Source organism: Oerskovia sp. 140933 (assembly GCF_059651515.1).
This window is the reverse complement of record NZ_JAMXIO010000050.1, coordinates 1-22,970: the sequence shown is the minus strand read 5'-3', so window position 1 is coordinate 22,970 and position 22,970 is coordinate 1. Positions and strand designations below refer to the sequence as shown.

Genomic DNA, 22,970 nt, shown 5'->3' with positions numbered 1-22,970 from the left:
TTGGCATTAACTATCAAGCACACTGTTGAGTTCTCAAGCAACCGACACGCACCGAATCCAACCCGTTCCCAGGCCTTCACTCGGGGCAACTTCTCTACCTTACCAGAGGCGAGGCTGCGTGTCTACCGCCGAGGCGGAGACGGCCCTGCTCTGGTTCTCTCACGGGTCGTCAGGTCCAGGACCTGCAGTTTGTGGGAGCGTCTGCTCGTGGGACCAGCCACTTCGCGGCGGCTCCGAGGAGCTTCGCAGTGGTGTCTGTTCCTCCCTGTCGGGCTGACATCCAGAAGATTACGTCGACTCCGCGGTCGAGGTCAAACCCGGGTGCGGTGACGCCGGTCACCGCACCCGGGCCGGCGGCGGACGAACCGTCCGGGACGACGGTGGGACCAGGGGGAGCACTCCCCTGGTCCCACCGTCACACCGAAGGAACCGTCACGCGACGGCTGCCACCGCGAGCGTCCGCTTGCCGCGACGCAGGACCGCGAAGCGGTCGTGCAGCAGGTCGTCCGCACCGAGGACCGCGTCCTCGGACGTCACCTTGACGTTGTTGACGTAGGCGCCGCCCTCGGCGATCGCGCGTCGCGCCGCGCCCTTCGAGCTCACGAGACCCGACCCGACCAGGAGGTCGACGACCGCGTCCCCGGGGGCCGCCGTCGTGCGCGGGAGCTCGGCCACGGCCGCAGCGAGCGTGCCCGCGTCCAGCGCTCCCAGGTCTCCACGACCGAAGAGCGCCTGGCTCGCCGCGATGACGGCCTCGGTCGCGGCGGCGCCGTGGACCAGTGTCGTGACGTCGGCCGCGAGCGCCTTCTGCGCCTCGCGCGCCGCAGGACGCTCCGCGACCGCGCGCTCGAGCTCGGCGATCTCCTCCGCGGTACGGAACGTGAAGATCTTGAGCCAGCCCACCACGTCGGCGTCGTCCGCGTTGACCCAGTACTGGTAGAACGCGTACGGGCTCATCATGTCGGGGTCGAGCCACACGGCCCCGCCCTCGGTCTTGCCGAACTTGGTCCCGTCGGCCTTGGTGATGAGCGGCGTCGTCAGGACGTGCACCGAGGCGCCCTCGGCCTTGCGGATCAGCTCGACGCCCGACAGCAGGTTGCCCCACTGGTCGTTGCCGCCCGTCTGGAGGGTGACGCCCTCACGGCGGAACAGCTCGAGGTAGTCGTTCCCCTGGAGGATCTGGTAGCTGAACTCGGTGAAGCTGATGCCCTCGTCCGACCTCAGGCGGCGCGCCACGGTGTCCTTGGCCAGCATGGTCCCCAGGCGGTAGTGCTTGCCGATCTCCCGCAGGAAGTCGATCGCGGTGAGGTTCGCCGTCCAGTCGAGGTTGTTCACGATGCGCGCCGGGTTGTCGCCCTCGAAGTCGAGGAATCGCGAGACCTGCGCCTTGAGGCGCTCGGTCCACTCGGCGACCGTGTCCTTGGTGTTGAGGATCCGCTCCCCCGACTGGCGCGGGTCGCCGATCATGCCCGTGGCGCCGCCGACGAGCGCGATCGCACGGTGCCCCGCGAGCTGCAGGTGGCGCAGCAGGATGAGCTGCACCAGGTGGCCGTGGTGCAGGCTCGGCGCGGTCGGGTCGAAGCCGCAGTAATACGTGACGGGTCCCTCGGCCAGCGCAGCACGCAGCGCGGCCTCGTCGGTGGACTGCGCCACCAGGCCTCGCCATTGCAACTCGTCGAGAACGTCGTTCACTGCATCTCCTTCGTCGTGCCCGCGCACGTAGCGGCGCAGGGCGTGTGTCGGGCTGCGCTGTCGTGCTCGCGCCCGGTGTCCTAGTCTGCCGTGTCCCGCCGCCCTCCACCGACTCCGCCGAGCAGCGGACCCTCAGCGCGTGCGGCGCGTCGCCGGCCGGTACGCCGACACGGTCGGGTCTCCCGTGAGCCACAGGCGCCACGGGTAGACGCTCGCGTCTCCCCCGTCGCCGCTCACGCCGACCCGGGGTCCGGTCGCGATCGCCGGGCGCATGGTCCGGGCGTCCCGGTGCACGACGACGTCGCCCCCCTCCTCCGTCACGTCGAGCCCGTAGTGGGTCAGGTCGAGCCCGAGCGCCACCGCGAGACGTGCCGGACCGCGTGCGATCTGGCGGTCCGAGTCGCAGACGCCGGCGGCGAGCCGGCGCGCCCGGGCCAGCTCGACGCCGTCGGTCACCTCTCCCGCCCGCAGGAGCACCGCCGATGCCTGGCCCAGCGGACCGCAGACCACGTTGACGCAGTGGTGCAGGCCCAGGTGACGGTAGACGTACAGGTGCCCCGGCTCGCCGTACATGGCCCGGTTGCGCTCGGTGCGGCCACGGAAGGCGTGCGACCCCGGGTCCCGCTCGCCGTCGTAGGCCTCGACCTCGGTGAGGCGGACCGTGACGCTGCCCTCGGGAGAGCGGTGCGTGACCGAGGCCCCGAGGAGGTCGCGCGCGACCTCCAGGCTCGGTCGCGCGAACCAGCCCCGCGCCGGGACGTCGAGGGCTCGGTCGCCCGGCACCGGGTCGGTCGCCGGGGCGAGGTCGAGCGGGAGGGAGCGGAGGGACTCGGTCACGTGGGCCTCCTGGCTGGGCGGTGGTCTCCCCCGCAATCTACGCCCCGCACGTCCCGGCTACGCTCCGGGCGTGACCGGCTCGCCGAACCCGTCGAGGACCACGTCGGCGCGCTCGGCCGTCCCCTCGGCCGCGTAGACCGCGCGCTCCGCAGCCATCCACTCGAGCCAGTGCACGCGGGCCTCCTGCCCGTCGCGCGCGAGGCCCCGGGCCAGGCGGAGCTCGTCGTCGGCCTCGACCCAGACGAGCAGGGTCGTCACGTCGGCGACGCGCCGGGACCCCGCGCCGCAGCCCTCGACGACGAGGAAAGGGGCGAGCGGCACGTCGTGCCACTCCGCGAAGTCGTCGAGCGACCAGTCGTAGCGCTGGTACCGGCCCGGGCGGCCCGCGGCCAGCGGGTCCAGGACCTGCTCGACGAGCCGCCCGACCCCCGCCGTCATGCCCGTCCAGCCCTCGTACAGGTCGTCCATGTGGACGACCTGCGCCGGCAGGGCCGCGGCGAGCTGAGCCGCCAGCGTGGTCTTGCCCGACCCGGCCGGCCCGTCGACGACGACCAGGCGACAGCCCGCCCCCGGGACGCCCGGACCTGCCGGACGTCCCGGACCGAGGCGGGCTGCGCCGTCGTGCACGCGGGTGACGAGGTCCGCGAGGACCGCAGCACTCACGCTCATGCGGACCTCAGCCCTGGACCCAGAAGCGGTACTCCGCCGAGCGGACCTTGGCCTCCTCGAGCTGCTCCGCGACGCGCGCGGGCGCGGTGCCCCCGACGGCGTCGCGCGAGGCCAGCGAGCCCTCGACCGTCAGCACGTCCCGGACCCCCGGCGTGAGGTGCTCCGAGATCTCCGCGAGGTCCGCGTCCGAGAGGTCCCACAGCTCGATGCCGCGCTCCTCGCACACCCGCACGCACGCCCCCGCGACCTCGTGCGCCACGCGGAACGGCACGCCCTGACGGACGAGCCACTCCGCGACGTCCGTCGCGAGCGAGAAGCCCTGCGGCGCGAGCGACGCCATGCGCTCGGTGTCGAACGTCAGCGTGCGGACCATGCCCGCGTACGCGGGCAGCAGGACCTTGAGGGTGTCGACCTGGTCGAACACCGGCTCCTTGTCCTCCTGCAGGTCGCGGTTGTACGCGAGCGGCAGGCCCTTGAGCGTCGCCAGCAGGCCCGTCAGGTCGCCGATGAGGCGCCCCGCCTTGCCGCGTGCGAGCTCCGCGATGTCCGGGTTCTTCTTCTGCGGCATGATGCTGGACCCCGTGGAGTAGGCGTCGTCCAGGCGGACGAAACCGAACTCCTTGGTGTTCCAGATGATGATCTCCTCCGCGAAGCGCGAGAGGTCGACACCCAGCATCGCGGACACGAACGCGAACTCCGCGACCACGTCGCGCGAGGCCGTGCCGTCGATCGAGTTCTCGACCGGACCGTCGAAGCCCAGGTCCGCCGCGACCGCTGCCGGGTCCAGCCCCAGCGACGAGCCCGCGAGGGCGCCCGAGCCGTACGGCGAACGCCCCGCACGCACGTCCCAGTCGATGAAGCGGTCGACGTCGCGCAGCAGCGGCCACGCGTGCGCCAGCAGGTGGTGCGCGAGCAGCACGGGCTGCGCGTGCTGCAGGTGCGTGCGCCCCGGCATGGGCGCCCCCGGGTGCGCCTCGGCCTGCTCGATCAGGGCGTCGACGACGTCCAGGACCAGGACACCGATCGCGCGGGCCTCCTCGCGCAGGTACGAGCGCACGAGCGTCGCGATCTGGTCGTTGCGCGAGCGGCCCGCGCGCAGCTTGCCGCCCAGCTCCGGACCCGCGCGCTCGATGAGCCCGCGCTCGAGGGCCGTGTGCACGTCCTCGTCGGCCAGCACCGGGAGGAAAGCACCCGACTCGACGTCGGCCGAGAGCACGTCCAGCGCCTCGAGCATCGCGGTCAGCTCGTCGTCGTCGAGCAGCCCCGCCGCCGCGAGCACCTTGGCGTGGGCGCGCGAGCCCGCGATGTCGTGCTGGGCGAGGCGCCAGTCGAAGTGCGTCGACTGCGACAGGGCCGCCAGGGCCTCCGCGGGGCCGCCGGCGAACCGGCCGCCCCACAGGCTCACGGGAGCGCCCGACGCGCCCTCCACCTCGGCTGCGTCGCCCGCAGCGGCGCCGGACGTGATCTCGTCACTCATGGTTCACAGGCTCCCGGTGCCGAAGTCCACGCCGTTGCCGAACTTCTCGTCGCGGGCCGCGGAGAGCTTGGCCGTGAGGCCGAAGATCTCGATGAAGCCCTTGGCCTGCGACTGGTCGAACGTGTCGCCCTCGTCGTAGGTCGCGAGGTTGAAGTCGTACAGGCTCGACTCGCTGCGACGGCCCGTGACGGTCGCGCGGCCACCGTGCAGGACGAGGCGGATGTCGCCCGACACGTAGCGCTGGGTGTCGTCGATGAAGACGTCGAGCGACTTCTTGAGCGGGCTGAACCACATGCCGTCGTAGACCAGCTCGGTCCAGCGCTGCTCGACGCCGCGCTTGAAGCGGGCCTGCTCGCGCTCGAGCGTCACGTTCTCGAGCTCCTGGTGCGCCGCGATGAGCGCGATCGCCCCCGGGGCCTCGTAGATCTCGCGCGACTTGATGCCCACCAGGCGGTCCTCGACGATGTCGATGCGGCCCACGCCCTGGGCGCCAGCGCGACGGTTCATCTCCTGGATGGCCTGCAGGGGCGTGACCGGGACGCCGTCGAGCGCGACCGGGACGCCCTGCTCGAACGTGATGACGACCTCGTCCGCGACCGGCGGGAACGTCGGGTCGTCGGTGTAGTTGTAGACGTCCTTGGTCGGGGCGTTCCAGATGTCCTCGAGGAAGCCCGTCTCCACGGCGCGGCCCCACACGTTCTGGTCGACCGAGAACGGGTTGTGCTTGGTCGTGGCGATCGGCAACGAGTGCTTCTCGGCGTACGCGATGGCCTTCTCGCGCGTCAGCGCGAGGTCACGGACCGGCGCGATCGTCTTGAGCTCAGGAGCGAGCGAGGTCGTGGCGACCTCGAAGCGGACCTGGTCGTTGCCCTTGCCCGTGCAGCCGTGCGCGACGGTCGTCGCACCGAACTGGCGAGCAGCACGCACCAGGTGCTTGACGATCACGGGGCGCGAGATCGCCGAGACCAGCGGGTAGCGGTCGAGGTACAGGCCGTTCGCGCGCAGCGCGGGCATGCAGTACTCGGTCGCGAACTCGTCGCGGGCGTCCGCGACGTAGGCCTCGACGGCGCCGCAGTCGAGGGCACGCTGACGGATGACCTCGAGGTCCTCGCCGCCCTGGCCGACGTCGACCGCCACGGCGACGACCTCGGCCCCGGTGGCCTCGCCGATCCAGCCGATGGCAACGGAGGTGTCCAGGCCGCCCGAGTAGGCGAGCACGACGCGTTCAGTCATGACTTGTTCTCTTCCTTGCGTGGGGTGATGGGTCCAAGTGTGGCAGCCGCCGAAGGTCGGCGGACGCCGTGGTCGCTGCGCGGCCCGTGCGGGCCGTCGCTAGCCAGGAGTGGTGGGGTTGGTGGGGGCCACGGGGTTGGCCGGGTTGGTCAGGGCCAGGAAACGGGCGGCCAGGTCCTCGCCGCCGTCGACCTCGCGCGAGATCACCAGGACGGTGTCGTCCCCCGCGATCGTGCCGAGCACGCCCACGAACACCGAGTGGTCGATCGCCGAGGCCAGGTACTGCGCGGCGCCGGGCGGCGTCCGCAGGACCACGAGGTTGCCCGACGCCTCGGCCGAGACCAGGAGCTCGGCGCACAGCCGGGCGAGCCGGGCCGCGACGTACTCGGCGTCGTTCGCGACCTGGACCGACCGGTCCCCGCCCTCGCCCGGCACCGCGTACACGAGCGCACCCGACGCGCTGCGGACCTTCTCGGCCCGCAGCTCGATGAGGTCGCGCGAGAGCGTCGCCTGCGTGACGCTCACCCCGTCCTCGGCGAGCGCCTTGGCGAGCTCGGCCTGGGAGTGGATCTCGTGCCGGGCGACGAGCTGCGCGATGCGTGCGTGGCGCGCCGCCTTGGTGGTCGGCACGCTGCCCGGGCCGAGGGCCGTCGTCACGAGCGTTCCAGCAACCAGGTCAGCAGCGCCTTCTGCGCGTGCAGGCGGTTCTCGGCCTCGTCCCAGACGGCCGACTGCGGGCCGTCGATGACCTCGGCCGTGATCTCCTTGCCCCGGTAGGCGGGCAGGCAGTGCAGCACGAGCGCGTCGTCGGCCGCGACGGCCATGACCTCGGCGTTGACCTGGTACGGCACGAAGGGCAGCTCGCGCTCGGCCGCGCTGGCCTCGTCGCCCATCGAGACCCAGGTGTCGGTCGCGACGACGTCGGCCCCCTGCGCGGCCTCGAGCGCGTCCGTGGTCACGAGCACCGAACCGCCCGTGTCCCGGGCGATCCGCTCGGCGTCCGCGACGATCGCCGGGTCCGGCAGGTAGCCGGCCGGGGCGCCGACGCGCACGTGCATGCCGGCCGTCGCACCGCCCAGCAGGTAGGAGTGCGCCATGTTGTTGGCCCCGTCACCCAGGTAGACGAGCGACTTGCCGGCCAGCGCGCCGACGCCGCCACGGTGCTGGGCGACCGTCAGCAGGTCCGCGAGGATCTGGCACGGGTGGAACTCGTCGGTCAGCGCGTTGACGACCGGGACGGTCGCGACCCGCGCCATCTCCTCGATGCGTTCCTGGCCGAAGGTCCGCCACACGATCGCCGACGTCTGCCGGTCCAGCACCCGCGCGGTGTCCGCGATGGGCTCGCCACGACCGAGCTGGCTCGTCGCGCCGTCGATCGTCAGCGGGTAGCCGCCGAGCTCGGCGACGCCCGCAGAGAACGACACCCGGGTGCGTGTCGAGGGCTTGTCGAAGATCAGGGCCACGGCCTGGGGGCCGCGCAGCGGCGTCCGGATGAAGCGGTCCTCGCGGAAGCCGAGGCCCAGCTCGAGGACCTCGCGCTGCTCGGCGGGGCTCAGGTCGTCGTCGCGCAGGAAGTGTCGCACGGTGGCGGTCGAGATCACGGGTCAGCCCTTCGGACGGGTGGCGGGGACGGTGGGCGCAGGGCCTGCGGAGCCGTGCGGTGCGGTCGGCGAGCCGACGAGGTCCGCGGGCAGCCCGGCGAAGAACGCGACGACGTCGCTCGCCTGGTCGCGCGTCAGGATCAGGGGTGGCGCGAGGCGGACCGCGTCGGGCTGCACCGCGTTGACGATGAAGCCCTGGTCGAGGGCGAGCCGCGCGACGTCGGCCGCGACGGGGGCGGCGAGCTGGACCGCGATCAGCAGGCCGTGGCCGCGCGTGCCCGCGACCACGGGGTTGCCGCACGCCGCGATCCCCTCGCGCAGCTGCTCGCCGACGGCCCGCACGTTGGCCAGCAGGCCGTCGCGCTCGATCACGGCGAGGGTCGCGAGCGACGCCGCCGCGGCGACAGGGTTCCCTCCGAAGGTCGTGCCGTGCTGGCCCCGTCCCAGGAGGGTCGCGGCCCGCTCGCCGAACGCCACGACGGCTCCCACGGGGAACCCGCCGCCGAGCCCCTTGGCGAGCGTGACGACGTCGGGCACGACGCCCCCGCCGATCTCCTGCTGCTGGAACGCGAACCACGTCCCCGTGCGCCCCACGCCCGTCTGGACCTCGTCGAGGACCAGCAGCGCGCCCGACGACGCGGTCAGCTCGCGTGCGGCCACCAGGTAGCCCGGCGGGAGCGGGCGCACGCCCGCCTCGCCCTGGACCGGCTCGACGAACAGCGCGGCGACCTCGCCGCGCGCGGCGACGGCCTCGTCCGAGAACGCCTCCTCGAGCGCGACCAGGTCGCCGAACGGCACGAACTCGACGCCACCGGGCAGGGGCTCGAACGGCTCGCGGTACGCAGCCTTGGAGGTGAGGGCGAGCGCGCCCATGCTGCGGCCGTGGAAGCCGCCCTCGAGCGCGAGGATCCTGGTCCGCGTGCCCGGGCCGGCGGCCCCGTCACGGTTGCGGCGCGCCATCTTGAAGGCGGCCTCGTTGGCCTCGGTGCCCGAGTTGGTGAAGAACACGCGCGAGCCCTCGGGGGCCTGGGCGAGGTTCAGGAGGCGCTCGGCGAGCGCGATCTGGGTGGGCGTGCCGAAGAAGTTCGACACGTGCCCGAGCGTGCCCAGCTGGGCGCTGACGGCCGCGGTGAGCGTGGGGTGCGCGTGCCCCAGGGCGTTGACCGCGATGCCCGCGAGCAGGTCGAGGTAACGCTTGCCGTCGGCGTCCCACACGTACGCGCCCTCGCCGCGGACCAGGACCTTCTGAGGGGCGCCGAACGTGTCCATGACCGCGTGCGTGTAGCGCTCGGTCCACTGCGCGACGCTGCCCGGTCCCGTCAGGGTCGTGTCCGCGGTGCCCTCGCGGCCCGGAGCGCCCTCGACGCCCGTGGCCGCCGGGTCGGCAACGCTGTCCGAGGTGGTCGGCGAGATCTCGCCGGTCGTGCCGTTCATGCCTGCTCCTGCGAGGTGACGTGGGCGGTGGGGGGCGTCGTGGTGCTCGACGAGAGCGGGTCCGGGACGACCATGGTCCCGTTGCCGCGCGTCGTGAAGACCTCCAGGAGGACCGAGTGGGCCACGCGGCCGTCGATCACGGTCGCGCGCGGGACCCCGCCGGACACCGCGCGCAGGCAGGCCTCCATCTTGGGGACCATGCCGGCCTCGAGCGAGGGCAGCAGCGCGGCGAGCTCGGTCCGCGTGATCTGGCTGACGAGCGAGGTCTTGTCCGGCCACGAGGTGTACAGGCCCTCGACGTCGGTCAGGACGATGAGCTTCTTGGCTCCGAGCGCGACAGCGAGCGCCGCGGCGGCCGTGTCGGCGTTGACGTTGAGCACCTGGGTGGGGTCGTCGAGGTCCGGGGCGATGGTCGAGACGACGGGGATGCGCCCGGCGTCGAGCAGGTCCTGGACCGCGGACGGGTGGACCTCCACGACGTCTCCGACCAGGCCGACGTCGACGGGCTCGCCGTCGACCATCGCGTGCCGGCGCTGCGCCTGGAGCAGACCGCCGTCCTCGCCCGAGAGCCCGACGGCGTAGGGGCCGTGGGCGTTGATGAGCCCGACGAGCTCGCGCGAGACCTGGCCCGTGAGGACCATGCGGACGACGTCCATGGCCTCGGGGGTCGTCACGCGCAGCCCGCCGCGGAACTCGCTCTCGATCCCGAGGCGCGCGAGCATCGCGGAGATCTGCGGCCCGCCGCCGTGGACGACGACGGGGTGGAGACCGACCTGGCGCAGGAACACCATGTCGCGCGCGAACGCAGCCTTGAGCTCGTCGTCGATCATGGCGTTGCCGCCGTACTTGACGACCACGAGCGCGTCGCGGAACTCCTGGAGCCAGGGCATGGCCTCGAGCAGGACCTCGGCCTTCTGGCCGGGGGTCAGGTCGGTGCGGGTGTCGAACGCCGTCGACCGGGCGGCGTCCTGCGACGTCTGGGGACTCATGAGGAGTACGCGCTGTTCTCGTGGACGTAGTCGTGCGTGAGGTCGTTGGTCCAGACCGTGACCCGGGCGTCGCCCGCGTGCAGGTCGACCTCGACGTGCACCTCGCGGGACGAGGCGAGGTCCACGAGCTCGCGGGGCTCGCCCACTCCCCCGGCGCGGCAGACCTGGACACCGTTGATCGACACGTCGAGCGCGAGCGCGTCGAACGGCGCGACGTCCTCGGGGACGGTCCCGACGGCGGAGAGCACGCGGCCCCAGTTGGGGTCGTTGCCGAACACCGCGGCCTTGAAGAGGTTGGAGCGGGTCACCGCGCGGGCCACCGCGAGCGCCGCGGTCTCGTCGCTCGCGTTCGTGACGGTCACGGCGATGTCGTGGCTGGCGCCCTCGGCGTCCGCGACCAGGGCACGTGCGAGGTCCGCGCACGCCTCGGTCACGGCCGCCGTGAGCTCCTCGAGGGTCACCGGCACCTGGGACGCACCGGAGGCCAGGAGGATCACCGTGTCGTTCGTCGACATGCAGCCGTCCGAGTCGACCCGGTCGAACGTGGTCGCGGTCGCGGCGCGCAGCGCGGCGTCCGCGGTCGCGGCGTCGACGACGGCGTCCGTGGTCAGGACGCAGAGCATGGTCGCCAGGCCCGGCGCGAGCATGCCGGCTCCCTTGGCCATCCCGCCCACGGACCAGCTCGTGGCGCCGTCGACGCTGTGCTCGTCGCTGACCTCGCGCGTGACGAGGACGGTCTTGGGCACGGTGTCCGTGGTCATGATCGCGAGGGCCGCGTCGGGGCCGCCGTCGGCGTCGGCCGCGCCGGCCGCGGCGTCGCAGCCCGCGAGCAGGCGGTCCACGGGCAGGCGCTCGCCGATGAGTCCCGTCGAGCAGACCAGGACGTCGCCCGCGGAGACCTCGAGGAGGTCCGCGACGTACTCGGCCGTGTGGTGCGTGTCGGCGAAGCCCTCGGGTCCGGTGCACGCGTTGGCGCCGCCCGAGTTGAGGACGACGGCGCGCGCGATCCCGTCCGCGACGGCCTGGCGCGACCAGGCGACGGGGGCCGCGAACACGCGGTTGGTCGTGAAGACGGCCGCGGCGACGTCGAGCGGGCCCTCGTTGACGACGAGCGCGACGTCCTTGGCGCCGGTGGACTTGAGCCCGGCGGCGACTCCTGCGGCCCGGAAGCCGAGCGGTCCGGTGACGGTCACGGTGCGACCCCTTCGGTGGTGAGTCCCAGGGTCTGCGGCAGCCCCAGGGCGATGTTCATGGACTGGACGGCGCCGCCTGCGGTGCCCTTGACGAGGTTGTCGATCGCGGTCACGGTCACGACGCGGCCTGCAGCCCGGTCGATCGCGACCTGGACCAGGGCCGTGTTGGCGCCGAGCGTCATGGCGGTCGTGGGCCACTGGCCCTCGGGCAGGAGCTGGACGAACGGCTCTCCTGCGTACGCCTGCTCGTAGGCCTGGCGCAGGGCGTCGACGCTCAGGTCCTCGTGGCCCGCAGCGAGGCGCGCCGTCGCGGTCGCGAGGATGCCGCGGGCCATGGGCACCAGGGTGGGCGTGAAGGAGATCGTGACGTCGTCGGCGCCTGCCGAGCGCAGGTTCTGCGCGATCTCCGGGATGTGCCGGTGCGAGCCGCCCACGGCGTAGGGCTGCGCGGAGCCGAGGCCCTCGGAGGCGAGCAGGTGCGTCTTGAGCGACCTGCCCGCACCCGAGTACCCGTTGGCGAGGACCGCGACGACGTCGACCGGGCTGAGCAGGCCGGCGGCGACACCGGGTTGCAGCCCCAGGGTCACGGCCGTGACGTTGCAGCCGGGGACGGCGATGCGGCGCGCTCCCGCGAGGACCTCGCGCTGCTTGGTGTACTCGACCCCGTCGCCGGTCTGCTCGGTGATCAGGAGCTCGGGCAGGCCGTAGGGCCAGGTGCCCGCGTGCTCGGAGCCGTAGAACGCGGTCCAGTCCGCGGCCGAGGAGAGCCGGTGGTCCGCGCCGAGGTCGAGGACCAGGACGTCGTCGGGCAGCTGGGCGGCGATCTCACCGGACGCACCGTGCGGCAGCGCGAGCACGACGACGTCGTGGCCCACCAGGTGCTCGACGGTCGTGGGCAGCAGCACGCGGTCCGCGAGCGAGCGCAGGTGCGGCTGGTGCAGCCCGAGCACCGAGCCCGCGGTGGAGTGCGCCGTGAGCGCCCCGATCTCGACCTCGGGGTGCCTCGCGAGCAGCCGGAGGATCTCCCCGCCCGCGTAGCCGGACGCGCCGGCGACTGCCACTGTGATCGTCATATGCACAACTATACATAGTTATGCAGTCGATCGGGAACGCTCTCTTCCGCGTTGCCCACCGGGGCCGAGTCCGAGGTTCGTCGGGCCCGGACCCCTGCCTGCCCGACCAACCTCGGGTTCGGCCCCGCTCGAACAGGGACCTACGCGCCCCAGACGCCCAGCTCGTTGCCGCTCGGGTCGAGGAAGTGGAACCGGCGACCGCCCGGGAAGTCGTACGGCCCCTCCACGACCTGACCGCCCGCGTCCTGGACCAGCAGCACCGACTCGTCGAGGTCGGCGGAGTACAGGAGCACCAGAGGACCGCCACGCGTCACCGTGTCCGCGAGCGCCAGCCCCCCGGCCTCGGCCTCGCCCTCCTCCGCAGAGGTCCGGAAGCCCGCGTAGCCCGGCCCGTACGGGACGAACTCCCATCCGAAGGCCTCGGCGTAGAACGCCTGCGCCTCCGCCATGTCCGTGACCGAGAGCTCGAGGTAGTCGATCGAGTGATGGATGCCGTGCGCGTGGGTGGCCATGCGGGCAGCGTGCCACGCGGGTCCGACACCTGGGCCGTGCGCCTCACCGAGTGTGCAGCTCGGGCCATTGGCGGGCGCTCCGGACCGCCCGGCCTGCACACCCGGTGAGGCCCGACCCGTCGACCGGGGCCCGGCGCCGCCTAGGCTGACCCCATGCGCGCGATCCAGGCACTCCAGGCAGGCGGCCCCGACGTCCTCGAGCTCGTCGAGCTCCCGACCCCGGGCCCCGGAACCGGCGAGCTCCTCGTCGACGTCGCGGCGGCGGGGGTCAACTTCATCGACACCTACCGTCGGGCGGGGGTGTACCCGATGGAGTTCCCGCACGTGGTCGGCACCGAGGGTGCGGGCGTCGTCACGGCGGTCGGCCCGGGCGTCACGGACCTCGAGCCCGGCGACCACGTCGCCTGGACCAACGCGTCCGGGTCCTACGCCGAGCAGGTGATCGTGCCCGCGGACGTCGCGATCCCGGTCCCGGAGTCGATCGACCTGCGCGTCGCGGCGGCCGTCGGGCTCCAGGGGCTCACGGCCCACTACCTCGTGACGTCGACGTACCCGGTCCAGCCCGGTGACGACGTCCTGCTGCACGCGGGGGCCGGCGGCGTCGGGCTGCTCGCGACCCAGCTCGCGGTGCGGCGCGGCGCACGCGTCATCACGACCGTCTCGACCGACGCCAAGGCCGGGCTGTCGCGCGCGGCGGGGGCGTCCGACGTCGTGAACTACGCCGCGCTCGACGACCTCACGGCCGAGCTGCCCGCGATCGTGCGCGACCTCACGGGCGGCCAGGGCGTCGCCGTGGTCTACGACTCGGTCGGCAAGGACACGTTCGAGGCCTCGCTCGCGTCGTTGCGCCGCCGCGGGATGCTCGTGCTGTTCGGCGGGTCGTCGGGCCAGGTGCCACCGTTCGACCTGCAGCGCCTCAACACGGGCGGTTCGCTCTTCACGACGCGCCCCACGCTCGACGACTACACCGCGACGCGCGCCGAGCTCCTCGACCGGGCGAGCGAGGTGTACGCGCTCGTGGCGTCGGGCGACCTCGACGTGCGGATCGGCGCGACGTTCCCGCTCGCCCGCGCGGCCGACGCGCACCGCGCCCTGGAAGGTCGCGCGACCACGGGCAAGGTCCTGCTCGTCCCCGGCGACGAGCCGGCAGCCGGTGCGACGAGCCCGACGCCGGGCGCCGCGTCGTGAGCTGGGACTGGGTCCCGCCGCGGCCCGGGGAGGACGAGCCCGCCCGTCGCTCCGACCGTCGCCTGCGCCTGGCGCTGACCGTCCTCATGGTCGCCCTCACGGGGGTGCTCGCGGTGTACTACCTGACCGTCGGGCTGGACCAGGCGCGCGCCGGCTGCACGACCGATCGTCCGGCAGGAGTCGCGGTCGACGAGGTCACGGCGACGTGGCGCTGGTGGCCGCCCGGGTACGACTGCTCGTACCCCTCGGGCGGCGCGACGAGCGTCTGAGGGCGCCGGGTCACACCTGCGCGGCCTGCAGGCCGACCGGCGGCACGGGCCATCCCGGCCGGACGAGCCCCTGCTCGAAGAACAGGTACTCGTGCATCGCGGACAGCTCGAACGCCCGCAGCATGCGCTCGCGCTCGGCGGGGGACACCCAGCGCGCGGCCTCGTCGGCGAACGCGCACGCCGTCCGCGTGGCCTCGGCGAACGACGGGTCGCCGTAGAGCGAGATCCAGCGCGCGTAGGGGTGCCCGCGGAGGTCCCCCGCCCGGCTCACCAGGACGTCGCCGATGTGCGCGTACAGCCGGTAGCACGGCAGCAGCGCCGCGACGGTCTCCGCGTACGACCCGTTCGACGCCGCGTGCAGGTGGTTGGTGTAGGCCGCCGTCACGGGGGACGGGTCGACGCCCTCGACCGCACCGCGGTCCATCCCGGCGTGCTCGCCGAGCCAGTCGCGGTGCAGCGCCTGCTCGACCTCGAGCGACTCGACCGCCGCGCCCGCGAAGAACTGCCGCGCCTCGGGCGTGGGCGCGAGGAGGCTCGCCCGCGACAGCACGCGGGCGTACTCGGCCAGGTAGGCGGCGTCCTGCGCGAGGTAGAACCCGAAGTCCTCGGCGGCGAGGGACCCGTCCACGAGCGCCCCCACGAACCCCATGCCCTCGACGGCCTCGCGCCAGCCCGCGATCCGCTCCCAAGCCTCGTCGGTGAACGTCCGCCGCCCGAGCGTGGGCAGGTGCGCCAGGTGGTCGACGGGTCCGTGGCCCGTGCCCACGGCCAGCCCTCCCCCGGCCCGCAGCGCACCCGTCAGCCAGGTCTTCGCGTCGCGCACGGCACCCGCCCAGTCGTCACGCCGAGGACGCAGGGCGGCGACCGCCGCCGACAGCGAGCACCCGGTGCCGTGGGTGTGCACGGTGTCGACGCGGGGCGCCGAGAAGGTCGTGACGCCGTCGGGCCCCACCAGGGCGTCGGGCGACTCCTCCCCCGTGAGGTGACCACCCTTCAGGAGCACGACGGCGCCGCCCGCCGCGTGCAGTCGCCTCGCCTGGGTGAGGGCGTCGGGCCAGGTGGTCGCGGCCGGCTCGCCCAGGAGGACGGCGAGCTCGGGGAGGTTGGGGGTCACGAGGTCGGCGAGCGCGACCAGGTCGCGCACGGCCTGCTCGGCCCCCTCGTCGAGGAGGCGGTGGCCGCTCGTGGCGACCATGACGGGGTCGAGCACGACGAACGGCGGCCGCACGCGGCCGAGCCACGCCGCGATCGCCCGCGCGTTGGCCTCGTCGGCGACCATGCCGATCTTCACGGCGTCGATCACGACGTCGTCCGAGACCGCGTCGAGCTGCTCGGTGAGGAACTCTGCGCCCGGGACGTGGACGGAGCGGACGCCGTGCGTGTTCTGCGCGACCAGTGCGGTCGTGACCGCCATGCCGTACGCGCCGTGCGCCGCGAACGCCTTGAGGTCGGCCTGGATCCCGGCGCCCCCCGTCGGGTCGGTGCCTGCGATCGACAGGACGCGGGGACGGGAGGGCCCGGCCCCCTGCTGCGGGGCGCGGCCCCGCACCTCCCCGGACGCGGGTACGGGCCCGGTGGTGGGCAGGGCAGGTGTGGTGGCAGCAAGCGACATTGCCGACATCCCTTCGCTAGTGCTAGCTAGATCAGGTTCGACGGGTGTGATCTCAGCCCGGCTCGTGGGAGCGGGCACCCCGTGTCTTCGGGGGAAGGATAGCGGGCACCAGGACCTGCCGGTCGGCAGGGACCGGCAGGCGGCGGTCGGCTCGGCGCTCCTGCGGCCTACGAGGCCGCAGGAGGAACCGTCATCACGTCGATGCCCGACGACGGGACGTACCGGTCCAGGCACCGTACGACACGCTCGACGTCCTCGCGGCCGGCCTCGGGGACGAGGGCGACCGTCGTCGGGAGCGGCGGTAGAGGGAGCGGTGTCACGGCGTACTCGACCGCGTGGTCCTCAGCGCAGGCGTCGATCCCGGCCGGCCACCCGTCGACCGCGACGATCCACGGCCCCTGCGCCGGGATCGCGACCCGCCCGGTCGCCCAGGGCGCCGCAGCCAGCGCGAGAGCGCCGCACGACGCGGCCAGGACTCCGACGAGCAGGCCGGTCCGGCGGGGCATCGCGGTCACCTCGGTGGTCGTCGTCGACGTCAAGGACGGTGCAGAGCCACCACCGTAGCGGGCCCGCGGGCCGACCGCCCCGAAACGGGCTAACGGGTGCCCAGGTCCTCTCGGATCAGTCGCAGGATCCTCTTGCTCTCGACACGGAACCGGGTGTTGGCCGCCGCGACCATCTCCGGCGTGATCTCCTCCGCGTCCGCACCGTCCTCGGAGAAGGTCACGCGGAGCGCCTCGATCGCGTCGACCACCTGATCGGCCCCCTCGACGGCGACGCGCGCCTCTGCCGACAGCCTCGCCTCGGCGAGCGACACGAGCTGCTCCGCCAACGTCTGCGCGAGGCCGGTCCTCCCCTCGTGGGTGAGCTCCGTCGCGAGCCTGGCCAGCACCATCCTCGTCTGCGTGTTCACCTCGATGTAGTCGGCGTAGGCGTTCCGCCGCAGCGTGTCGAGCCGGATCCGCTCAGCCTCGCCGACCTGCGTGGCGACCGTGCGGGACTGCGCCCACCCCGTCGCCAGGGACCCCGCGAGCACGCCGACGATCCCGAGCACCGCCGGCAGCCAGGCAGAGGTATCCATGCGCTGCAAGATAGCAGCGGAGACGTCCGGCGTCGGCGTACGGCGTCGCCGCCCGCCGTGCCGGTGCGGTTGATCGCACCACCGCCGCGGCGGATGCTGGGAGCGACCGTCAGGAGACGGCCCACCACCGAGGAGGTCGGCCATGAGCACGACGCACGACGACGTCACGCCCCACCGCACGGCACCGCGCGCCCGGCGGATCGCCCTCGCCGCGGCCCTGGTCGTCGGGGCGCTCGCGCTCGCGGCCTGCGCCCCCGGCCCCAACCCGGACGTCGGCACGCCGACCGCCGACGGCAGCCCCGCCGGCTTCTGGCTCGGCCTGTGGCAGGGCATCATCGTCCCCGTCACGTTCGTCGTCTCCCTGTTCACCGACACGGTGAACATCTACGAGGTGCACAACGACGGCAACTGGTACGACTTCGGCTTCGTGCTCGGCCTGGGGCTGTTCGTGGGCGGGCCGTTCGGCGCCTCGAGGGGTCGGCGCAGCCACTGAGACCGCCGGCGTGCGAGCCTCGCCGCGGCGTCCCCCGCGCGCCGGACCGGGCGACCGGGCGATGAGTTCCGACGAGGGACCGAGTCTGCCCTGGTGACCGCTGCCCTGCCCGACCCCGCACGGAGGACACCATGACGACCGAGCCCGACTCCCCGACCACGACGCTGCCAGGCCGCCCGCCCGTCGTCGACCTGGCCACCTGGCAGGCCGCCCGGGACGAGCTCCTGGTCCGCGAGAAGGCCCACACCCACGAGGGGGACGCCATCGCGGCCGCCCGCCGCAGCCTGCCCATGGTGAGCCTCGACGGCACCACGGAGGTCGTGGGCCCCGACGGCCCGGTGCCCTTCCTGGACCTGTTCCAGGGGCGCGACGAGCTCGTGGTCTACCAGCACATGTGGCACGACGGCGCACCGCACCAGGGCCAGTGCGAGGGCTGCACCTGGACGGCCTGGCACCTGAGGGACGCCGTCTACCTCAACGCCCGCGACGTCTCGTTCGCGATCCTCACCACGGGGGCGTGGGAGGAGGTCGTCCCGTTCGTCGAGTTCATGGGCTACAGCCAGCCCTGGTACTCGGTCCGGGACCTGGACGCGCCGCTCGGTGGCGAGATGGGGTACCTCTCGTGCTTCCTGCGCGACGGGGACGACGTGTACCTCACCTACCGCACGACGGGCCGGGGCACCGAGCCCACCAACCCGTCGTTCGCCCTGCTCGACATGACGCCCCACGGGCGTGGCGAGGCCTGGGAGGTCAACCCCGAGGGCTGGCCGCCGGGGCTCGACGCGTGCTGGTTCTGGCGCTCGGACGCGGACGGCGTCGCGGGCTGGGGTCCGACCACGCGACCCGTGCCGCAGTGGACCCGGCCGGGAGCCACCCCCGTGGAGTCGCTCGGCCGGCACGGCCACCACCACTGACGGCCGGTCAGCGCGCCGGCAGCGCCCCCGGCATCGGGTCGTCGTCGCCGTAGCGCGTCACACGCAGTCGACGCGCCTCCGGGCCGGGCACGGCGTCCGCGTCCCCGGTGGCTCCTGAGGCGGCCGCGCGCAGGGACGCGGGCGAGTCGTGCGTGACCCGCACGAACGTGCCCGACCACGCGTCGAGCTCGCCGCGCGCGATCGCGACGACCATCTCGACGGTCCGCTCCACGGGCGTCCACTCGGTGCGCCCCACGTGCATGTCCATGGACGCCGTCAGGTCGGTCCGGACCACCCCGGGAGCGACCTCGAACGTCCGCAGCCCCCGCGCGTGCCCCGACGCGTGCAGGTTCGAGCCCAGGCGCAGCAGCGCGGTCTTGCTCGCGTTGTACGCGGTCGCGCCGTCCATGTCGTGCGAGCCCGCGCCGGAGTTCAGGTCGACGACCCGGCCGCCGCCGCGCGCGAGCATCCCGGGGACGACCGCACGCGCGAGCAGGAACGGACCGCGCAGGTTGGTCTCCATCACGGACCACCACTCGTCGGGGTCGGCCTCCCACAGCGGGACCTCGGCGTCGATGCGCCCGGCGTTGTTGACCAGGAGGTCGATCCCGCCCAGCTCGGCCTCGGCACGAGCGACCGCGGAGTCGACCGCCTCGACGTCGCCGACGTCCGCGACCAGCGCCACGGCCCGGCGACCCCGTGCACGGACCTCCGCGACGACGTCGTCCACGCGGGACGCGTCGCGCCCCAGGACGGCGACGTCGAGGCCCGCGTCGGCGAGCCCCAGCACGACCGCGCGGCCGATGCCGCGCGCACCACCCGTGACGAGGGCGGTGCGCGCGGGGGCCACGGTGGTGACGTCAGCCACGGAGCTCGGCCCCGACCTTCTCGTGCGCCACGGCGACCGCGGCCGCACGCACGGCCGCGGAGTCCTCCGCGGTCAGCGTGCGGTCGGTGCCGCGCAGGCGCAGGGAGAACGCGAGGGACTTCTTGCCCTCGCCCACCTGGGGGCCGGTGTAGACGTCGAAGAGCGCGACGTCCTCGAGCAGCTCGCCCGCGCCCTCCTCGATCGCGGCGCGCACGGCCGCGGCCGGCACGGAGTCGTCGACGACGAGCGCCAGGTCCTCCTTCGCGAGCGGGAACGACGAGACGGGCGTCGCCTGGACGGGCTTGCCCGGCGCAGCGGCGACGAGCGCATCGAGGTCGACCTCGAACGCCACGGTCCGCGCAGGCAGGCCGAGCGTCTCGAGCACCTTGGGGTGCAGCTCTCCCGCGTGCCCGACGACGGTCCCGTCCGTCAGCTCGAGCCTCGCCGTGCGCCCGGGGTGCCACGGCGCGTGGTCGTGGTCCGCGACGACCTCCACCCGGGCGCCCACCCGCTCGGCGACCAGCTCGGCGGCGGCGAGCGCGTCCGTCCAGTCCGCGGCGCGGCCGGCCCCCCACCAGCCCGAGGCCACGCGCTGGCCGGTCAGGACGCCCGCGACCCGGCGCGGCTGCGGCGGCACCGCGGCCTGCAGCGTGGCGAGGTCCTGCTCGCTCGGACGGACGCCGCCCGGCAGCTGGGGAGCCGCCGGCGCACCGACGACGGGACGGGTCACGAGGCCGATCTCGAAGATCGCGAGGTCCGCGTTGCCGCGTCCCACGTTGCGCTTGAGCGTGCCGAGCAGCGTCGTCAGCAGGTTCGTGCGCATCTCGGGGTGGTCGTCCGCGAGGGGGTTGACCAGGCGCAGCGCGCGGCGACGGTCGTCGTCCGCGGGCAGCCGCAGGTCGTCGTGCGACTGCGGGTTCACGAACGGGTAGCTGAGCGTCTCGACGAACCCGGCCTCCGCGAGGGCGCGGGCGACCGAGCGGCGCAGCCGCTGCGAGGTCGTCAGCCCACGCCCCGCGGGCGCGGGCGGCAGGACCGACGGGATCTTGTCGTAGCCCACGAGACGGGCGATCTCCTCGACGAGCTCCGCGGACCCCGTCAGGTCCGGGCGCCACGTGGGCGGGGTGACCTCGAGGGTCGTGCCGCCGTCGAGGTCGCGGACCGTGCAGCCGATCTCCGTGAGGACGCCGCGCACCTGCTCCGAGGTGTACGGGACACCCACGAGACGCTCGGCCTCGTGGATCGGGAAGACGATCGGCATGACGGGCGGGACCGTGTTGAGGTCGCTCACGGCCTCGTCCGCGGTGCCGCCGCCGAGCTCCACGAGCAGCTCGACCACGCGCTGGGCCGCGACGGGCGGCAGCGCCGGGTCCGCGCCGCGCTCGAAGCGCTTGGCGGCCTCGGTCGGGAGCTTGTGGCGCCGCGCCGAGCGGGCGACCGTGATCGGGTCGAAGTGAGCGGCCTCGACCAGGACGTCGGTCGTGGTCTCGCTGACCTCGCTCGACGCCCCGCCCATGACACCCGCGATCCCGAGCACGCGCGAGCCGCGGACGCCCTCCGGCGAGTCCGTGATGAGCAGGTCCTCGATGTCGAGGCGGCGGTCGACGCCGTCGAGCGTGGTGTGCCGCTCCCCCGCGTGCGCCCGGCGCACGACGACCGGCCCCGCGACCTTGGCGAGGTCGTAGGCGTGCAGCGGCTGACCGAGGTCCAGCATGACGTAGTTCGTGATGTCGACGGCGAGCGAGATGGGACGCATGCCCGCCTGCGTCAGGCGGCGCTGCATCCACGCCGGGGTCGGGGCCTGCGGGTCGATGCCCCGCACGATGCGCGTGACGAACCGGTCGCAGCCGGTCACGCCGTGGATCGGGGCACCGTCCTCGACCTCGACCGGGAAGCCGTCGGGCGTGACGCCCGGCAGGTCGCCCGTCGGCAGGCCGCGGTCGGTGAAGGCTGCTCCCGTGGAGTGCGAGTACTCGCGCGCGACGCCGCGGTAGGAGAAGCAGTACCCGCGGTCCGGGGTCACGTTGATCTCGAGGACCTCGTCGCCGAGGCCCAGGAGCTCGAGCGCGTCCGTACCGGGCGTCGTGTCGTACCCGGTCTCCGGGGAGTACCCGTAGCGGTCGAGCACGATGATGCCGTCGTGGTCCTGCCCCAGGCCGAGCTCCTTGGCCGAGCAGATCATGCCGTCGGAGACGTGCCCGTAGGTCTTGCGGCTCGCGATGGGGAACGGTCCGGGCAGCACCGCACCGGGCAGCGCGACGACGACGCGGTCCCCCGGGCCGAAGTTGTGCGCACCGCAGATGATCCCGCGCGGGGTCCCTCCCTCGGCCACCGGGACACCGTCGACGTTGTGCGCCCCGACGTCGACCTGGCACCAGTTGATGACCTTGCCGTTCTTCTGCTCCTCGGGCTCGACCGAGACGACCTGGCCCACGACGAGCGGCCCCGTGACGGACGACCCGTGGATCGCCTCCTCCTCCAGGCCCACCTTCACGAGCGCGGCGGCCAGCGTCTCGGCCGTCAGGTCGGCCGGAAGCTCGACGTGGTCGCCGAGCCAGTCGATGACGATGTTCGGCATCAGATCCCCATTCCGAACTGGGTCGAGAAGCGGACGTCGCCCTCCACCATGTCGTGCATGTCAGCAATTCCGTGGCGCAGCATGAGCGTGCGCTCGATGCCCATGCCGAACGCGAAGCCCGAGTAGACCTCGGGGTCGATCCCTGCGGAGCGCAGGACGTTCGGGTTGACCATGCCGCAGCCACCCCACTCGATCCAGCCGGCCCCGCCCTTCTTCTGGGGGAACCACAGGTCCATCTCGGCGCTGGGCTCGGTGAACGGGAAGAACGACGGACGCAGGCGCGTACGGGCCTCGGGGCCGAACATCGCCTTCGCGAAGTGGTCCAGGGTGCCGAGCAGGTGCGCCATGGTCAGGCCCTTGTCGACCGCGAGCCCTTCGACCTGGTGGAACACGGGCGTGTGCGTCGCGTCGAGCTCGTCGGTGCGGAACACCTTGCCCGGGCACGCGATGTACACGGGCAGCTCGCGCTCGAGGAGCGTGCGGGCCTGCACGGGCGAGGTGTGCGTGCGCAGCACCAGGTTCGAGGGCTCACCGGGCTCACCGTCGGGTCCCGCGGGAGCCTGGAGGAAGAACGTGTCCTGCATCTGGCGGGCCGGGTGGTCCGGTCCGAAGTTCAGGGCGTCGAAGTTGAACCACTCGGCCTCGATCTCCGGCCCTTCGGCGATCTCCCAGCCCATGGCCGTGAAGAAGTCGGCGGCGCGCTCCTGGAGCGTCTCGAGCGGGTGGCGGGCACCGGCGGGGGCGCGGTCGACGGGGAGCGTCACGTCGACCGACTCCTCGACCAGGACGCGCTCGTCACGCTCGGCCTCGAGGACCTGGGTGCGGGCGGCGAGAGCCTGGTTCAGGCGGCCGCGGATCGGGCCGAGGAGCTTGCCAGCGGCGGCCTTGTCGGCGGGCGCGAGCTGGCCGATCTGGCGGTTCGCGAGAGCGAGGGCGCTGCGGTCGCCGGTGTGCTCGAGGCGCACCGTCTTGAGCTCGTCGAGGTCGCGGGCTGACTCGACCGCGGCGAGGGCGTCGGACAGGACGGCCTCGAGCGCGGGACCGTCGAGGGGCGAGGGCGCAGCGGGCTGGACCGGATCAGGGGTGGACATGCGTGCCTTCCTGGCGGGATCGGGACCGGACGCGCAGAGGTCACCTCGCGCGTCCAACTGAAGATTCTAGATGTACTGACCCGTTGCGTTGTTGATTCGGTCGATGGGTCGTAGGCCGCCGATGCCGAGGTGGGGTCGTTCCAGGTTGTAGTGGTTGAGCCAGGTA

22 protein-coding genes and 1 riboswitch are annotated in these 22,970 nt (G+C 73.3%); of the genes, 4 read left to right on the top strand and 18 right to left on the bottom strand.

The genetic code is table 11. The features are described 5' to 3' along the window. Nucleotides 1–432: 432 nt before the first annotated feature. The 12 genes from tyrS to NHG27_RS17935 form a co-directional block, all read right to left on the bottom strand. Entirely contained in the window at nt 433–1,692 is a 1,260-nt protein-coding gene (gene tyrS, locus NHG27_RS17990) for a tyrosine--tRNA ligase (RefSeq protein WP_193718313.1), read from the bottom strand. A gap of 132 nt (nt 1,693–1,824) precedes the next feature. Then, nucleotides 1,825–2,529, bottom strand: a complete 705-nt coding sequence (locus NHG27_RS17985; RefSeq protein ID WP_407671804.1) for a DNA-3-methyladenine glycosylase — start codon at nt 2,527–2,529, stop codon at nt 1,825–1,827. Nucleotides 2,530–2,586: 57 nt separating this feature from the next. Further along, entirely contained in the window at nt 2,587–3,198 is a 612-nt protein-coding gene (locus NHG27_RS17980; protein ID WP_193718312.1) for a uridine kinase family protein, read from the bottom strand. Nucleotides 3,199–3,205: 7 nt separating this feature from the next. After that, complete coding sequence (argH, locus tag NHG27_RS17975) at nt 3,206–4,675, bottom strand: argininosuccinate lyase (RefSeq protein ID WP_497017209.1); 1,470 nt, start codon at nt 4,673–4,675, stop codon at nt 3,206–3,208. Nucleotides 4,676–4,678: 3 nt separating this feature from the next. Further along, on the bottom strand, nt 4,679–5,908 hold the full coding sequence (locus tag NHG27_RS17970; protein ID WP_193718310.1) for an argininosuccinate synthase: 1,230 nt from the start codon (nt 5,906–5,908) through the stop codon (nt 4,679–4,681). Between the two features lie 99 nt (nt 5,909–6,007). Beyond that, on the bottom strand, nt 6,008–6,565 hold the full coding sequence (locus NHG27_RS17965) for an arginine repressor (protein WP_193718309.1): 558 nt from the start codon (nt 6,563–6,565) through the stop codon (nt 6,008–6,010). Next, nucleotides 6,562–7,509: an ornithine carbamoyltransferase gene (gene argF, locus NHG27_RS17960; protein WP_497017208.1), complete on the bottom strand. Its 948-nt coding sequence runs from the start codon at nt 7,507–7,509 to the stop codon at nt 6,562–6,564. Before argF ends, NHG27_RS17965 begins: the two co-directional genes overlap by 4 nt. 3 nt (nt 7,510–7,512) lie before the next feature. Beyond that, nucleotides 7,513–8,943, bottom strand: a complete 1,431-nt coding sequence (locus NHG27_RS17955) for an acetylornithine transaminase (RefSeq protein WP_497017207.1) — start codon at nt 8,941–8,943, stop codon at nt 7,513–7,515. Further along, entirely contained in the window at nt 8,940–9,932 is a 993-nt protein-coding gene (gene argB, locus NHG27_RS17950; protein WP_497017206.1) for an acetylglutamate kinase, read from the bottom strand. Before argB ends, NHG27_RS17955 begins: the two co-directional genes overlap by 4 nt. After that, the gene (argJ, locus tag NHG27_RS17945; RefSeq protein WP_497017205.1) at nt 9,929–11,125 is read right to left on the bottom strand and encodes a bifunctional glutamate N-acetyltransferase/amino-acid acetyltransferase ArgJ; all 1,197 of its coding nucleotides are present in this window, start codon (nt 11,123–11,125) and stop codon (nt 9,929–9,931) included. The genes argB and argJ overlap by 4 nt, the downstream gene beginning before the upstream one ends. Next, entirely contained in the window at nt 11,122–12,198 is a 1,077-nt protein-coding gene (argC, locus tag NHG27_RS17940) for an N-acetyl-gamma-glutamyl-phosphate reductase (RefSeq protein WP_497017204.1), read from the bottom strand. The genes argJ and argC overlap by 4 nt, the downstream gene beginning before the upstream one ends. Nucleotides 12,199–12,338: 140 nt before the next feature. Then, nucleotides 12,339–12,710 (bottom strand): VOC family protein, encoded by a 372-nt coding sequence (locus tag NHG27_RS17935; protein WP_497017203.1) that lies wholly within the window; start codon nt 12,708–12,710, stop codon nt 12,339–12,341. A 153-nt stretch (nt 12,711–12,863) separates the two neighbouring features. Between NHG27_RS17935 and NHG27_RS17930 the strand changes: the two genes are divergently transcribed. Further along, nucleotides 12,864–13,898, top strand: coding sequence for a quinone oxidoreductase family protein (locus tag NHG27_RS17930; RefSeq protein ID WP_497017202.1), 1,035 nt, complete (start codon nt 12,864–12,866; stop codon nt 13,896–13,898). Then, nucleotides 13,895–14,167: a hypothetical protein gene (locus NHG27_RS17925; protein WP_193718301.1), complete on the top strand. Its 273-nt coding sequence runs from the start codon at nt 13,895–13,897 to the stop codon at nt 14,165–14,167. Before NHG27_RS17930 ends, NHG27_RS17925 begins: the two co-directional genes overlap by 4 nt. Before the next feature lie 10 nt (nt 14,168–14,177). On the opposite strand, the gene thiD is transcribed toward NHG27_RS17925, so the two are convergent. From thiD to NHG27_RS17910, 3 genes are all read right to left on the bottom strand, one after another. Continuing rightward, nucleotides 14,178–15,779 (bottom strand): bifunctional hydroxymethylpyrimidine kinase/phosphomethylpyrimidine kinase, encoded by a 1,602-nt coding sequence (gene thiD / locus NHG27_RS17920; RefSeq protein ID WP_497017201.1) that lies wholly within the window; start codon nt 15,777–15,779, stop codon nt 14,178–14,180. Beyond that, a riboswitch (TPP riboswitch) is annotated at nt 15,771–15,871 on the bottom strand. (Overlaps the previous gene by 9 nt.) 75 nt (nt 15,872–15,946) lie before the next feature. Then, nucleotides 15,947–16,285, bottom strand: coding sequence for a hypothetical protein (locus NHG27_RS17915; protein ID WP_193718299.1), 339 nt, complete (start codon nt 16,283–16,285; stop codon nt 15,947–15,949). An 89-nt stretch (nt 16,286–16,374) separates the two neighbouring features. Next, nucleotides 16,375–16,860: a hypothetical protein gene (locus tag NHG27_RS17910; protein WP_497017200.1), complete on the bottom strand. Its 486-nt coding sequence runs from the start codon at nt 16,858–16,860 to the stop codon at nt 16,375–16,377. A gap of 142 nt (nt 16,861–17,002) precedes the next feature. Here NHG27_RS17910 and NHG27_RS17905 point away from each other — a divergent pair, with 142 nt between their 5' ends. Both NHG27_RS17905 and NHG27_RS17900 read left to right on the top strand, forming a co-directional pair. Continuing rightward, complete coding sequence (locus tag NHG27_RS17905) at nt 17,003–17,353, top strand: hypothetical protein (protein ID WP_497017199.1); 351 nt, start codon at nt 17,003–17,005, stop codon at nt 17,351–17,353. A 131-nt stretch (nt 17,354–17,484) separates the two neighbouring features. After that, on the top strand, nt 17,485–18,267 hold the full coding sequence (locus NHG27_RS17900) for a DUF899 family protein (protein WP_497017198.1): 783 nt from the start codon (nt 17,485–17,487) through the stop codon (nt 18,265–18,267). Between the two features lie 7 nt (nt 18,268–18,274). Here the strand turns inward: NHG27_RS17900 and NHG27_RS17895 are convergent, their stop codons facing one another. Genes NHG27_RS17895 through pheS form a run of 3 tightly spaced genes read right to left on the bottom strand, consistent with a single transcriptional unit; the run spans nt 18,275 to nt 22,804 of the window. Continuing rightward, a complete protein-coding gene (locus tag NHG27_RS17895; protein ID WP_497017197.1) occupies nt 18,275–19,135 on the bottom strand; it encodes an SDR family NAD(P)-dependent oxidoreductase in 861 nt (286 codons plus the stop codon). Next, a complete protein-coding gene (pheT, locus tag NHG27_RS17890) occupies nt 19,128–21,713 on the bottom strand; it encodes a phenylalanine--tRNA ligase subunit beta (RefSeq protein ID WP_497017196.1) in 2,586 nt (861 codons plus the stop codon). Before pheT ends, NHG27_RS17895 begins: the two co-directional genes overlap by 8 nt. Beyond that, a complete protein-coding gene (pheS, locus tag NHG27_RS17885) occupies nt 21,713–22,804 on the bottom strand; it encodes a phenylalanine--tRNA ligase subunit alpha (RefSeq protein WP_497017195.1) in 1,092 nt (363 codons plus the stop codon). The genes pheT and pheS overlap by 1 nt, the downstream gene beginning before the upstream one ends. Nucleotides 22,805–22,970: the final 166 nt, after the last annotated feature.

Excerpts from the sequence above, each read along its gene's own strand:
- NHG27_RS17980 (WP_193718312.1), bottom strand. The coding sequence starts at position 3,198 with ATGAGCGTGAGTGCTGCGGTCCTCGCGGACCTCGTCACCCGCGTGCAC.
- argH (WP_497017209.1), bottom strand. The coding sequence starts at position 4,675 with ATGAGTGACGAGATCACGTCCGGCGCCGCTGCGGGCGACGCAGCCGAG.
- NHG27_RS17970 (WP_193718310.1), bottom strand. The coding sequence starts at position 5,908 with ATGACTGAACGCGTCGTGCTCGCCTACTCGGGCGGCCTGGACACCTCC.
- NHG27_RS17955 (WP_497017207.1), bottom strand. The coding sequence starts at position 8,943 with ATGAACGGCACGACCGGCGAGATCTCGCCGACCACCTCGGACAGCGTT.
- argB (WP_497017206.1), bottom strand. The coding sequence starts at position 9,932 with ATGAGTCCCCAGACGTCGCAGGACGCCGCCCGGTCGACGGCGTTCGAC.
- argC (WP_497017204.1), bottom strand. The coding sequence starts at position 12,198 with ATGACGATCACAGTGGCAGTCGCCGGCGCGTCCGGCTACGCGGGCGGG.
- NHG27_RS17935 (WP_497017203.1), bottom strand. The coding sequence starts at position 12,710 with ATGGCCACCCACGCGCACGGCATCCATCACTCGATCGACTACCTCGAG.
- NHG27_RS17930 (WP_497017202.1), top strand. The coding sequence starts at position 12,864 with ATGCGCGCGATCCAGGCACTCCAGGCAGGCGGCCCCGACGTCCTCGAG.
- thiD (WP_497017201.1), bottom strand. The coding sequence starts at position 15,779 with ATGTCGCTTGCTGCCACCACACCTGCCCTGCCCACCACCGGGCCCGTA.
- NHG27_RS17915 (WP_193718299.1), bottom strand. The coding sequence starts at position 16,285 with ATGCCCCGCCGGACCGGCCTGCTCGTCGGAGTCCTGGCCGCGTCGTGC.
- NHG27_RS17910 (WP_497017200.1), bottom strand. The coding sequence starts at position 16,860 with ATGGATACCTCTGCCTGGCTGCCGGCGGTGCTCGGGATCGTCGGCGTG.
- NHG27_RS17905 (WP_497017199.1), top strand. The coding sequence starts at position 17,003 with ATGAGCACGACGCACGACGACGTCACGCCCCACCGCACGGCACCGCGC.
- NHG27_RS17900 (WP_497017198.1), top strand. The coding sequence starts at position 17,485 with ATGACGACCGAGCCCGACTCCCCGACCACGACGCTGCCAGGCCGCCCG.
- pheT (WP_497017196.1), bottom strand. The coding sequence starts at position 21,713 with ATGCCGAACATCGTCATCGACTGGCTCGGCGACCACGTCGAGCTTCCG.
- pheS (WP_497017195.1), bottom strand. The coding sequence starts at position 22,804 with ATGTCCACCCCTGATCCGGTCCAGCCCGCTGCGCCCTCGCCCCTCGAC.